We start from the raw sequence: 12,198 nt of genomic DNA, 5'->3' as shown, positions 1-12,198 counted from the left end.
AACGAATTACCCAGCGTGAAAAGTCACACATTGTCACGTCAACGCGAATGACTGCTTCTGACTACGGATTCAATCGGTCAACGCAACACACTGTACACATCGTTGGGCCGGTGTTTGGTAATGATGCGTCTGACTATTCTTCCAGAACCGAATCCTGCTGGCGCCGCCGCTCATGGCGACGCCAGCACCCAAGGGGCGGTCGATCAGACCGCGCGGCGCGCCCGCAGATGCAGGTGGCGGATGGTGGCTGCGGCCGCCATCAGGATGGCGGAAGCCGTGGCCAGCACGACAATGAACGCCTTGTCGAAGGCCGAACGGGCCAGTTCCGACACTTGCAAGCCCAGTTCGGCCGGCAATTGCTCGGCGGCCAGCAGTGCCGCGTCGAGCGTGTCATGGGCATTCGGCAGCAGGCCCGCGCTTTCCGGGATCACCAGGGTGGCGCTGTAGACGGCCGACAAGATGGTGCCCAGCACGGTCACGCCGATCACGGCGCCCAGTTCATACGATACTTCCTCGATCGAGGCGGCCATGCCGGCCTGTTGCGGCGCCACGTTGAGCATCACGGCGCTGGACGCGGCCGTCATGACGGCGCCCAGGCCCAGGCCCAGGATCACCAGGCTGGCCACTTGGGCCGAGACGGCGGCGTCATGCAGCAGCAGATACGATGCCATGCCTATGCCGGACAGCAACAACGAACCCCACAAGACCTTGGCCTTGTCGGCGCGCGGCAGCATGAAACCCGTCAGCGGGCCGGCAAACACGGATGCCAGCGGCAGCGGCAACAGCAGCAAGCCCGCTTCCAGCGGCGACAGTTCCCGCACCAGCTGCATGTGCTGGCTCAATGCCAGTTCCATGCCGATCAGGGCGGCGGACGCCACCATGGCGGCGGCCACGGCGCTGGAAAACGGCAGTTCGCGGAACAGGGCGAAGTCGATCAGCGGCCTGGCTTGCCGCTTCTGGCGGCGCACAAACTTCAGCATGAAGAAGGCGCCCACGGCGAACGAGGCGGCGGCCAGCGCATACGACGGCTGCGACTTGCCCAGCTCCTTGATCGCATACACGCCACCAAGCAGGCCCATCATGACTTGCAGCGAACCCTTCAAGTCCCACGGCTTGTCGCGGTTACCGGCCCGCTTCGGCAGGACGACGGCGGCCAGCACCAGGGTCAGCAGGACGATGGGCACGTTGATCAGGAAGACGGAACCCCACCAGTAATGTTCCATCAGAAAACCGCCCAGCACGGGGCCGAACGCGGCGCCGCCCGAGGCGATGGCCGCCCACACGCCGATGGCGAACGAGCGCTCGCGGTTGTCCGTAAAGGTCAGGCGGATGATGGACAAGGTGGCCGGCATCATCAGCGCGGCGCCGATGGCCAGCAGCACGCGGGCAAAGATCAGCCACTCCGGCGCGGGCGAAAACGCGGCGCACAGCGAGGCGACGCCGAACACGGCCAGGCCGGCGAGGAAAACGGGTTTGTGGCTCAAGCGGTCACCGAGGGTGCCGAGGCCGGGCAACAAGCCTGAGACGACCAGCGCGTACACGTTGATGATCCACAGTTTTTGCGAGGAAGTGGCCTGCAAGTCGCGCGTCAGCGCGGGCAAGGCGGTGTAGAGCACGGTCATGTCGACCACGATGAGGAACAAGGCGCTGGAGACGATGGCCAGCGTCAGCCATTTTTTCATTGGATGCATAAACAACTCATGGATTTTAGTGTAACTTTTAACAACTATCGGTATGGATGAATTTGGTGCTGCGCAAATATTTACGTTCCAGGCTGCCACGGGCCTGGGCTGGTCGGAGGCGGCGGGCGTCAGCCACGGTCGCCATCCTTGTCATCCACGGCGGCCGTCACTTCCGGCGCGTCGAGTTCGCGCAGCATGACGACGGACACTTGCTTGAAGCCGCGTCCCTGGAAGAAGGTCTGCGCCGTCAGGTTGTGCGCGCCGCATTCGAGGAACAAACGGGCGATGCCGTGGCTGCGCAATTCGCTCGCTACCCACTCCACCAGCTGGCTGCCGATGCCGCTGCCGCGCACGGAAGGCAGCAGGACCAGGTCGTCCAGCGCGGCGAACGATTTCGAGGCGCGCTGGCGCGTGTCGATGGAAACCAAGGCCATGCCGACGATGGCGTCGCCGGCAGTGGCGACGGCCAGCAGGGTCGAATCGCCATGCGCCCAGTCATGCGACAGGGCGGCGCGGATTTCGCCGCGTATGACCTCAGGCAAGTCCGCGCGCCAGTTGCCCGGCGCATCGGCACGCTCGCCCTGCAGCTCCGAATGGGAGATGTAGTCGGCGCTGACGTTGTCAAGGTAGAGCTGGCACAGCGCATCTTCGGCGGTGGCGTCGTGACACCAGCTGAAGCTGATGGCGGGATTATGGAGTTGAGCGTTTTTCATGGCGGATCTCGTGTTGTTGAAAATGTAAATGCATTTTATGTCGCCCCTGAATGGCATTCAAGTTAAAATCCATCTGTAAAACAGATAGGTGGATGCCATGCAATGGACTTTGGAGCAAATGCGCTACTTCGAGGCGGCCGTCGCGGCCGGCTCTTTCTCTGGCGCGGCGCGCCGGCTGGGCCGCGCGCAATCGGTGGTCAGTACCTCGATCGGTCTGCTGGAAGCGGAGTTCGGCGTGGAACTGTTCGACCGTTCGCGCCGCAGCGCCGTGCTGACGGAAGCGGGCAAGGTGATGCACCTTGAAGCGTGCGAACTGCTGCGCCAGGCCGAGCGCCTGCAGCTGCGCGCCCAGTTGCTGAGCGAGGCGCCGGAAGCGCAGCTGACCCTGGCCCTGGACGAAGCCCTGCCCTACCTGGCCATCAGCACCCTGGTGAAGGAATTGGCGGCGCGCTACCCGGCGCTGGAACTGGTGATGCTCAACGCCACGGCGTCCGAGGTGGCGCAATACGTGGAGCAGCAGCAAGCGGACGTGGCCTTCCACTTCGACCGCGGCCCCATTTCCCCCGTGCTGGAACAGCAGCACATCGGCAGCGTGGCGCAAGGCGTGTTCGTGGCAAAAGGCCACGCCATGGCCCACGGCCAGGAAGTAAGCCGCAACGAGCTGACCCGCTACCGCCAGCTGATCATGGATTCAGAACTGAACCGCGAACACGCGTTCAGCCCCGCCGTCTGGTTTTCCGACAGTTTTTACAGCATCGCGGAAATGGTGGCGGACGAGCTGGGCTGGGCGATTCTGCCGCTGAACATCGCCAATTATGACAACTACAAGGGTTATTTGCAGGAAGTGCCCTGCCCTGCGCTGGCCCTGTCGCGCTTGCCCGTGCGGCGCTTATCGATCCACGGCAAGAAGCTCAGCGAGACGAGTTTGTGGCTGACGACCAGATTGGCGGAGTTGTTGCTGGATGGGCCGCGGGGGTGAGGTCATGTAGTTAATACAGAACATTGGAAGCGTAAGCACTCGATAGACTTGCGTCCACATCGCCACTCGCCCCAAAACATCAAAGATGCTTTGGCTGGAAAGTTGCTACGAAGTTTTTAAGCAGTCACTGAGTTTATTTGTGCAACAAAGTCACTATTGATCGACAAATTCACTGGCCTTGGTCATGACAATATAATTTGAATTTATCCCGTTTATTGAAAGAACAGTGCGCATTACAATCATTGTTAATCACGATTATAATCCGCCATGATCTTTTTATCTTTCAATTAAAAATTCCATGAATCTACTCGATTTTTTCCGAACGCGTCCCTCACCAGATTCTTTTGCCTCCCTAGTCATGCGCCAAGCGCGCGCCGACGGCCAGGTACAGAAATTGATTTACGATGCGGAGCAGTTTCGCATTCTAATGGGTGAAAACAGTCAGCATATCTTCAATCTGGATAATGCCTATCACGATTATTGCGCCGCGCCGCGCAAGATGCGTGCGCAAGTGCTGCAAAACTATCTGGCCAGCATGGTCGTGCCCGGCCTGCCTGCCAGCTTTGCCGAAGCCAAACCCTGCCTGATGCCGGTGGTACGCAGCCGGGCACAAGGCGACTACTTGCGCCTGGTGGCGCTGACCCAGCCAGAGCGCCAGCAAGTGAACGATGCCTACCGCTCACTGGACGACGATACGATCATCATGCTGGCCTACAACACAGACTCGCACATGGCAATCGTCGGCCAGGCCGTCTTGGCGCAATGGGGCGTGACGTTCGATGCAGCGCTGACGGCGGCCATGGACAATCTGCGCGAATGCACGCCGTACAGCTTTACGGATCTGGGCGATGGATTGCTGATGGGCGAATGGCAGGACGACTATGATTCATCGCGCCTGCTGCTGCCTGACTTGCTGAGTCGCGTCTGCAAAGACGCCGAACCGCTGGCGATGATTCCCTCGCGTGGACGTTTCCTGCTGGCATCGTCACATAATGTAGCGGGGCAATTGCGCATGATCTCCCTGGCCGACCAGCTGGTGCAGGACGAGGGACGCCTGGTCTCGGCCACCATGTATCGCATTGAACAGGGAAAAATCGTCGTGTTCCAGCCATCGGACGCGGCCGTGGCCGGAGCCTTGGCGCACTTTCAACAGTTAATGCGCGCACATCACTACGAGCTGCAGAAAGAGCAGTGGGATCGGGTCAACGACAGCATTGGAGAGGATATTTTCGTGGCCACTTGCATGTTGATAAAGTCAAAAGATGGCCAGCGCGTTACATCTGCGGCAAGCTGGACCCGCGGTGTCAACACGCTGCTGCCGCGCACTGATATAGTGGCCATGGTGGAGCTTGACGATGCCGGCGGCGAAAGCACCACCAAGATGCTGGCATGGAATGATGCATTGGCCATCTGCGGTGAGCTGATGCAGGAAGTCGATTGCTATCCAGTGCGCTACCGGGTACAGGCATTCCCTGCCGCGCAGCATCTTGAGTCGGCGCCAGCCTTTGAGTTGTAGCATTTTATTCAAACCATTGATATTAGACAAAGTTATTTAAAATTAAATTTCTAGCAGGACATGCAATAATGAAAATAGACTGCGACCATGCAAGAAAAGTTGAAATAGCGGTGGAATTTCCAATTTCAATACTATGCAAATATAATGGTCCTGACAATTTGGATGTGACGCTGGACGATAATATAACATACCTGATTAATGAAGCATTGAGAAAAGCCGGAGCATATGTAAAAAACAAGGCAATGAAAACGTATTACTCCGCGGAGAATGAGGAAATCCTAAGTTATCAACTGACATTGATCGTTCAACCACCTGGTGTTAACTTGCACTGCATTGTGGATGATCTGACTCCGGAGAATTTCCATCAAGGATTATGCATTAAAATGCAATCTCAGCATCATGGTTTTAGAATGGTCTATCCGCAATCCGCAGTCGGGTGAAGCTGAGCTGAGCATTGATGTACTTCCCAGGCCTGAATTCAAGAATTACTTTTCGACGGAGTACGCTTTGCAGTCGCAGTCATCGCAAGCCCGATTCAGCCGAGAATTTTGCTGTGAATCAGCGGGAAGCCACAACTCAGGAAGTCCCCTGGCCTTGTCGCGCTTGCCCGTGCGGCGCTTATCGATCCACGGCAAGAAGCTCAGCGAGACGAGTTTGTGGCTGACGACCAGGTTGGCAGAGTTGCTATTGGATGGGCCGAGGGGGTGAGTGCATGCAAGTCAGTGCAGGAATGTTGAGGCTTTTATGATAAATAGAAGCCAGTTCCTGAGTGCTGATCCGGCACGGCAAGGAGGCGGAGCTTCAAGGTCGAGGTGTGGCACAATCCTGAATGGTCTGAACTTGAATGATCAAAGATGGCAGCATGAAATGACGGGCGCTGGCATCTTTATTAACACTAGCGACATTTGCTAGCCAAGGGAAATGATGAGTATTGAAATAGTTGATGTGGAAAATGTATTGAAGGATTTTATTCTGGCCATGAATGGTTGGGAACTTCATTACTACCCCGAGGTGCGAGAGAAAGGGCTGATTACTCTCAAAGAAAAAATGAAGCAGGATCTTGATGCTATTTTTGATTGCTTTTGCACCAAAAAAGAAAGAAAACAAGGTCGCCAGATGTCATTGCTCTGCAGCGATCCTCCTGAATACTCACCCACCGAAATATTTTTAAATTCATGCATCTCAGGAAGTAAAGCTGTCATTTCCACGCAGCAGACTTCGGGATTCAAGAATAGATACAGATATACATTTGGTCTTAAAAACCAGCAATGGTTTATTGATAAAAAAGAATGGCTTGATGACGAGGAAGGCATGGAGCGTTGGCGACCGGCGTATCTTTAGTCGCGTTCGCTCAAGCTTGCGCCAATGCGGGCCACGCGACGACGATCAACGCAGTCCCCGCTTCCGAGAGACGCCAGCAATCACAACGAGCGCGGTATCGTCCGCACCAGGAAAAGAATGAGTATTAACACCAAACTGAAAAAACTCGAAGATAAGGCCATGGCCAAAGGCGAGTATGCGGTCGCCGCAGCCGCAGCCCATCTGTTGCACGATATTGGCTGCGTGGACAAGCAGATTAACCTGGTCGGGGCGCTGCACGAAGTCGGCTACCTGCAAAATTCATTTTCTCCATACTGGAAAGAATTCAGAACTGATGAATCGGCATGGATAGAACGCTGTTTGGCCAGGCTTGTCACTGCTGACCATGACTATTGGGCGCTTGCCGCGCTTCTGGGCTGCAATGGTCCAACGACCATCAGCATCGCCATTGGCCAGGGTTTTAAATCCGCTGCAACAAGGCTTTACGAACGTTTTGACAAACCCAAGGTCCATGTCGATACTTTATATTTGACAGCCAATGGAGAAGTGCTGCATCCCGTATTGGAAGTCGGCTATGACATCAAAGACATGAAAACTGTCGACATGGGAAGAGCACGGGCACTTAATCTGAAGAATAAACAATGGAAGCCAGGCGATCGTATGGGCGACGGCGGACTGTCACTTTCCATGCAGGCCAAACTTCCGCATGGCGCATGGCGCTCGGTATGGACGGCTTTTAAAACATGGGATGCATGACGACATGATGAATTGCAGGACAGTCAATGCATGGCTGGAAATGGCGCAAGACGATGAAGTGTTCATTGATGCCGACGACATCAACCGCGAAGCGATGGAGAACATGTGGAGCTTTTCGCCCACGGACGAGGAAACGCCGCAGATCAATGCGGCCGATATCGTTGCATTCATCGAGGAATTGATCGCGGCACGCGGCAGCGCACTTGTTGGCGAGGAAATGCTGTTCTATTGCTGGCACGATGCGCAGTGCCGCCAGTTGCGCTTCAGCATGGTGTCGCGCTCGCATGGGAGGCTGCCGTTTCGCTGCGAGGTGCGCGAAACGCAGGATTTGGCGCTGATCGCCGACCGGGTGGTGAACGGGGACTGGCGCAACGAGGATGTTATGCAGGCCCCGTCGGAGGAAGGCGATGCGCAAGAGCAAGTGCCGTTCATCCTGCCCGTATTTGTCGTGCCCGTGCCGTAGGAATCAGCGCGGCATCATCACATCAGGAACCGTGCGGGCCGGCAAGCTTCCAGGGCTGACGCTGGCTGGCCGTCAACAATTTCCCCGCTGGCAAGCTGACCCACGATGCCTGCCAGCACGACGCCCGGATGCATGGCGCACACGTACGCGCCTTCGACCTGCGGCAAATAGCCGATCACGGGCACGCCATCGACGGGCATGGGGCGCAGGCCGATGCAGGCGAATGCCGGCGCGATGGTGTCGGCGCCCTCAAGTTCACTGCGGATCGCGCTGGCCGTGCGCTGCGCCATGGCGGCCGGCTGGTTTTCCGGCGCGTCGTCCACGTAATCTTCCGCCGCCAGCATGGCGCCGTCTTCGTCTTGCCGCACTTCCATGGCATGGCTGGAAATAATGCCGTGCACCAAGCCGAGCGGCGCCTGGTAGCGCAGGAAGATGGCGGGCGAGGCGTGGATGGGCAGGCTGGCGCCCAGCTGCTCCGCCAGCGCGGCAGTGGCGGTGCCTGCCGCCAGCACGATCACATCCGCATCGATGACGCCAGCGGCCGTTTCCACGCCCCTCACCTTCCCGTCCTGGACGGCAAAGCCCAGCACGGATGTGTGCGTGCGGACCGTCGCACCGAGCGCCCGGGCCGCTGCCAGCAAGGCGTGCGTCGCGGCGACGGCGTCGAGGGCGCCCTGCTCCGGTTCGTACAGCGCCTGTTCCGGCGGTTGCCGCAGCTGCGGTTCCATCTGGGCGATGCGGGTGCGGTCAATCACCATGCACGAGGGAGAAACGCGCCCATCCTGCGTGCCATACGACAAGGCGCCATGCCAGCGCACCGCCAAGCCGGGCACCTGCGTTTCCAGCCGGCGCCAGGCGGCGATGGCGCCGCCGCGCAGGGCCGCGATGGGGTCCATCCCCGCGCAGGACGCGTTAAGCCAGGCAAACGAGGTGCCCGTCACGCCGGAAGCGATGCCGCCCGCCTCGACGACGGTAACTTTCGCCCCCTTGCTGGCCAGGTGGTAGGCGAGCGATGCGCCGACGATGCCGGCGCCGATGACGACGATGCGTTTTGAGGTTTCTTGATTCATATCTGGCAAGTTTGCATATTTATCATAGGTCAGAGTCTACCCCAGCCGCCCGCAATTCCAGCGCAAACCGGTGGCCATCGACGACGTTGCCTTCCACGATGGCAATATCGGGCACAGCCACTCCCTGCGCGAAACCGCAGCGTTCCAGCACGCGGATCGAGGCCGCATTGCCATCGATGGCATAGGCGCATAGGCTGGCCAGCCGCCATTCGTCTTGCGCCAGGGCAATCAGGTACTGCAGCGCGGCCGTGGCCAGGCCCTTGCCCGCCTGCTGTTCCCCGATGCGGTAGCCGACTTCGGCTACGCCTTGCTCCCGGTCAATGTCCTTGAGGTTGGCGCGCCCGATCAATTGCCCGTATTCGTCCACGATGACGCAGGGGTGCATGCGCCCCTGTGCATGCTCGTCCAGGAATTGCGCGACGTGCGCGTGGATGCCGTCGATGCTGTAAAAAGCGTCCGGACGCCGGTCGATATGGCGCTCGAACCACGCCCGGTTGGCTTGTTCGAAGGCCAGCAAGGGCGCGGCGTCGTCCGGGCGCAGGGTGCGTATGGCAAAGGTGCTCATGGAAACTCCTGGAAAGGCATGAGTCTAGTGACGCGTGGCCCAGCCCGTCAATCTTGATTCCATGAATCAATATAAAGTGACAAACGCTACAATGGCCGCCATGAACAACGATCTGTCCGCTCCTGACGCGGCGCGCCTGCTGGGCGTCAGCCTGCCCACCCTGTATTCCTATGTGAGCCGGGGCTTGCTCGCTTCCGTCAGCAACGGTGCATCGCGCCGCAAGCGCTATCCGCAGGAAGACGTGCTGCGCCTGGCGGCCCGTAAAAACGACGCCAAGCGCGGTGGCCAGACGGCCGTGGCCGCCATACACTGGGGCTTGCCCGTGCTGGAGACGCGCATTTCCCAGATTTTCGATGGTCGCTTGCTGTACCGCGGCTGCGATGCGGCGGCGCTGGCGCGGCACGCGACGCTGGAAATGACCGCCAGCCTGTTGTGGGACGATGGTGCAAGTGACTATTTTCAGCAAGACGCGCCCGCCCAGCCGCCAGGGCTGGCCAGCGCGCCCGATGCGCCGCCGCTGGCGCGCGCCATGCTGGCCATGGCCATGCTGACGACAGCGGACATGCCGCACTCGCTGCAATCCGGCCCCGCCGCGATGCGCATCCTGGCCGCCGCCCTGCTGCAAACGGCGCCGTCCGCCATGCCGCTGCACCAGCAACTGGCCCAGGCGTGGCAAGCGGACGCGCAGCAGTCTGAATTGCTGCGCGCCGCCCTCGTGCTGCTGGCCGATCATGAATTGAATGCGTCGACGTTTGCCGTGCGCTGCGTCGCCTCGACGGGCGCCAGCCTGCCGGCCGCGCTGGGCGCGGGCTTGGCGGCCTTGTCCGGAGACAAGCACGGCGGCGGCAGCGCGGCGGCCAGGTGCATGTTGACGCAGGCGCTGGCCGCGCCTGACGCCGGTGCTGCCATCGCTACCTTTTACACAGCCATCGCGCCGGAATTCGCCGGTTTCGGCCACCCGCTGTACCCGCACGGCGACCCGCGCGCCGCATATTTGCTGGGAAGCCTGTCCGCGATGTCGCACGGCTACCCGCAGCTGGGCGCCATCCTGGCCGCGTGCGCCAAGGCGGCCGAGTTGCTCGAAGTAAAACCGAACGCCGACCTGGCGCTGGCGGCCATGGAACTGGCCTTCGGCTGGTCCGAGGGCGCGGGCATGACCATGTTTGCGCTGGCCCGCTCGGCCGGCTGGATCGCGCACGCGGCGGAACAAGCGGCCAGCGCGGCCCTGATACGCCCGCGCGCCCGCTATATCGGGCGCCACCAGCGCGACTGAAAATTCACGCTTGATTTATTACGCATACGTAGTAGTATACTTCGCATGCGTACCAATACCTCCCCCACCCCAGACGTACCCGATGCCGCCGCCTGCCCGCTGGGCGAGCGTTCGCCGCGCTTGTTCAATCTGCTCAACCTGGCGCGCCAGAACCTGTTTCGCTCGGCCGATGCCGTGTTCACCAGCGAACTGGGGTTTTCCGGCACGCAAGTGGTCGCCTTGTTTGCCCTGAAGGGCGAGGAAGGCTGCCAATTGAAGGATCTGGGGCGGGCGCTGCAGCTGAAAAACTCGGCCGTCACGGGCCTCGTGGCGCGCATGGAAGAAAACGGCCTCATCGTGCGCGGCCAGTCGGCGCTCGACGCGCGCGCCGGCACCCTGCACATGTCGCCCAAAGGCGGCGAGGTGCTGGCCGCCGCCCTGCCCCTGCTCGACAGCCTGAATGAACAACTGAAGCAAGGTTTCAGCGAGGAAGAACTGGCCGTCGTCGCCCGCTTCCTGCTGCATGCCTCGCGCCTGCGTTTCCAGCAAGACGTTTAATCGGCAAGACGTTTAACCCAACCTTCACCCCACAGGAGTTACCATGCACCCCAACGACATGACCGGCTTGCAACTGATGCAAGCTTTCGCGCAAGGCCTGTTTCCCCGGCCCGGCATTTCCAAGACCATGCCGATGGACGCCCACACGATCGAGCACGGCAGGGTCATCTTCACGGCGACGGCGAATGAAAACCACACCAATCCCATGGGCGGCGTGCACGGCGGTTTTGCCGCCACCGTGCTCGACACGGTCACGGGTTGCGCCACGCACACGGTCTTGCCGGCCGGCGAAAGCTACGGCACGACGGACCTGAACATCAAGATGTGCCGCCCCCTGCCCTTCAACGTGACGGTCTACGCGGAAGGCAAAGTCATCAATGCGGGACGCAACCTGGTCATTTCCGAAGGCACGATCCGCGACGAAGCCGGTAAAGTGTATGCGCACGCGACGGCCACCTGCATGATCATCCGCCCGGCCCAGCGGGAACAAGCGGCCGCATGATCCGTATTGGCAACATCGAGGAAGCCTGGCAGGTGCTGCAGGCCATCCCAGAGTTCGACCAAGAGCGCAGCCTGGCGCAGTTGCAGGAGCGCCTGCCCGCCGGTGCGCTGGTGCTGATCGCGGAAGCGGACGGCCAGCCCGTCGGCTGCAAGCTGGGCTATGCCGCCGAGGATGGCTCCTTGTATAGCTGGCTCGGCGGCGTGCTGCCCGCGCACCGCAAGACGGGCCTGGCGCAGCGGCTGCTGGAAGCCCAGGAAGCCTGGGCCAGCGAGCACGGCTTTGCGGCCGTCACCGTAAAATCGATGAACCGCTATCCCGCCATGCTGCGCTTGCTGATCCTCAATGGCTATCAGATCCGACTGGTGGAGCACTTTGGCGATCCCGTCAGCGAGCGCATTCATTTCATCAAAGCATTGTCCAAGAACGCTTCGTAAAATCACTTTCCTGTCTTCCACTTTTCAAAAGAGCAACAATGCCATACACTGCGCCATTTTGGCTGTCCGCTATCGGCCATAAGGAGGCTTTCGATGAGCGCCAAAACTACGATACCAAGCCGTCACCAGTCTGTTTTGAAAGCTTGCTCGGTCCCCTTAGACTGGCGGGAAAAACGTGATGACTCTCTCAAGGCCTATCGGAGTGGTGAAGTTATTTTCGGTGCACATTTACTCCAAGACTTCGAAGAGTTGGCGTTTGACACGAATTAGGGTTGTCCGCAATGGAGCGGAACCTGCCGACAACGGCAACCGGCCAGCAGCGGACGTTCGCCTTCGACTCTGCCGACTCCTCTGACATATTCCAATAGGTCCTGCTAACTTTGCAGAA

At 59.8% G+C, this 12,198-nt stretch carries 14 protein-coding genes; 10 read left to right on the top strand and 4 right to left on the bottom strand.

The genetic code is table 11. From position 1 onward, the window contains the following. Positions 1 to 203: 203 nt before the first annotated feature. Entirely contained in the window at positions 204 to 1,682 is a 1,479-nt protein-coding gene (locus O3300_RS02790) for an MFS transporter (RefSeq protein ID WP_305053125.1), read from the bottom strand. Between the two features lie 128 nt (positions 1,683 to 1,810). Continuing rightward, positions 1,811 to 2,395 (bottom strand): GNAT family N-acetyltransferase, encoded by a 585-nt coding sequence (locus O3300_RS02785; RefSeq protein WP_305051951.1) that lies wholly within the window; start codon positions 2,393 to 2,395, stop codon positions 1,811 to 1,813. 97 nt (positions 2,396 to 2,492) lie between these two features. Here O3300_RS02785 and O3300_RS02780 point away from each other — a divergent pair, with 97 nt between their 5' ends. The 6 genes from O3300_RS02780 to O3300_RS02755 all read left to right on the top strand — a co-directional run bounded on the left by O3300_RS02780 (position 2,493) and on the right by O3300_RS02755 (position 7,429). After that, a complete protein-coding gene (locus O3300_RS02780) occupies positions 2,493 to 3,374 on the top strand; it encodes a LysR family transcriptional regulator (RefSeq protein ID WP_251348762.1) in 882 nt (293 codons plus the stop codon). 298 nt (positions 3,375 to 3,672) lie between these two features. Continuing rightward, positions 3,673 to 4,890: a hypothetical protein gene (locus O3300_RS02775; RefSeq protein ID WP_305051950.1), complete on the top strand. Its 1,218-nt coding sequence runs from the start codon at positions 3,673 to 3,675 to the stop codon at positions 4,888 to 4,890. Positions 4,891 to 4,958: 68 nt separating this feature from the next. Beyond that, positions 4,959 to 5,330 (top strand): hypothetical protein, encoded by a 372-nt coding sequence (locus tag O3300_RS02770; RefSeq protein ID WP_305051949.1) that lies wholly within the window; start codon positions 4,959 to 4,961, stop codon positions 5,328 to 5,330. Between the two features lie 481 nt (positions 5,331 to 5,811). Continuing rightward, entirely contained in the window at positions 5,812 to 6,231 is a 420-nt protein-coding gene (locus tag O3300_RS02765; RefSeq protein ID WP_305051948.1) for an NTF2 fold immunity protein, read from the top strand. 117 nt (positions 6,232 to 6,348) lie between these two features. Continuing rightward, entirely contained in the window at positions 6,349 to 6,966 is a 618-nt protein-coding gene (locus O3300_RS02760) for a hypothetical protein (protein ID WP_305051947.1), read from the top strand. A gap of 4 nt (positions 6,967 to 6,970) precedes the next feature. Continuing rightward, entirely contained in the window at positions 6,971 to 7,429 is a 459-nt protein-coding gene (locus tag O3300_RS02755) for a hypothetical protein (RefSeq protein ID WP_305051946.1), read from the top strand. 17 nt (positions 7,430 to 7,446) lie between these two features. Here O3300_RS02755 and O3300_RS02750 read toward each other — a convergent pair whose 3' ends face one another. Together O3300_RS02750 and O3300_RS02745 are read right to left on the bottom strand one after the other, a co-directional pair. Beyond that, on the bottom strand, positions 7,447 to 8,499 hold the full coding sequence (locus O3300_RS02750; protein ID WP_305051945.1) for an FAD-binding oxidoreductase: 1,053 nt from the start codon (positions 8,497 to 8,499) through the stop codon (positions 7,447 to 7,449). Between the two features lie 22 nt (positions 8,500 to 8,521). Next, positions 8,522 to 9,064: a GNAT family N-acetyltransferase gene (locus tag O3300_RS02745; protein WP_305051944.1), complete on the bottom strand. Its 543-nt coding sequence runs from the start codon at positions 9,062 to 9,064 to the stop codon at positions 8,522 to 8,524. Positions 9,065 to 9,140: 76 nt separating this feature from the next. On the opposite strand from O3300_RS02745, the gene O3300_RS02740 reads away from it, so the two are divergent. From O3300_RS02740 to O3300_RS02725, 4 genes are read left to right on the top strand one after another with little or no spacing between them, the layout of a single operon-like run. Further along, positions 9,141 to 10,337: a citrate synthase gene (locus O3300_RS02740; protein ID WP_305051943.1), complete on the top strand. Its 1,197-nt coding sequence runs from the start codon at positions 9,141 to 9,143 to the stop codon at positions 10,335 to 10,337. A 45-nt stretch (positions 10,338 to 10,382) separates the two neighbouring features. Further along, positions 10,383 to 10,874: a MarR family winged helix-turn-helix transcriptional regulator gene (locus O3300_RS02735; protein ID WP_305051942.1), complete on the top strand. Its 492-nt coding sequence runs from the start codon at positions 10,383 to 10,385 to the stop codon at positions 10,872 to 10,874. Positions 10,875 to 10,917: 43 nt separating this feature from the next. Next, the gene (locus O3300_RS02730; protein WP_099668007.1) at positions 10,918 to 11,376 is read left to right on the top strand and encodes a PaaI family thioesterase; all 459 of its coding nucleotides are present in this window, start codon (positions 10,918 to 10,920) and stop codon (positions 11,374 to 11,376) included. Beyond that, on the top strand, positions 11,373 to 11,810 hold the full coding sequence (locus tag O3300_RS02725; protein WP_305051941.1) for a GNAT family N-acetyltransferase: 438 nt from the start codon (positions 11,373 to 11,375) through the stop codon (positions 11,808 to 11,810). Before O3300_RS02730 ends, O3300_RS02725 begins: the two co-directional genes overlap by 4 nt. Positions 11,811 to 12,198 lie beyond the last annotated feature (388 nt).

This window comes from Janthinobacterium sp. SUN206 (genome assembly GCF_030587305.1).
GTDB classification, from domain to species: Bacteria; Pseudomonadota; Gammaproteobacteria; order Burkholderiales; family Burkholderiaceae_D; genus Janthinobacterium; species Janthinobacterium kumbetense.
Note: the sequence above shows the minus strand (reverse complement) of the source record. Positions and strands in the feature narration are given on the sequence as shown.